1 protein-coding gene is annotated in these 250 nt (G+C 66.0%); it reads right to left on the reverse strand.

Translation table 11 applies throughout. The annotated features are described in order from the left end of the window. On the reverse strand, positions 1 to 250 hold a 250-nt coding region (locus AC0IYH_RS33005), incomplete at both ends, for a hypothetical protein (RefSeq protein ID WP_471838603.1).

Consider the following 250-nt stretch of genomic DNA (forward strand, 5'->3'; position numbering starts at 1 on the left):
GTAGTTGACCGCGCCGAGGAAGCCGATCGTCTCGTCCGCATTGTGCCAGCTGTACAGCGCCGAGCCACGGAAGCTGCCGCGCTTGGCCCGGTCGTTATACTCACCGCCGGCCGTGACGGCGATCGTGTTCGCCTTGAGGTCGAGCGGCTTGCGCGTCACGATGTCGACAGTCGCGCCGATCGCACCTTCCTGCAGACGCGCTTCCGGGGTCTTGTAGACGACGGCCTGGCTGATGATCGTCGGCGACAGC

Source organism: Pseudomonas sp. AC463 (genome assembly GCF_979253585.1).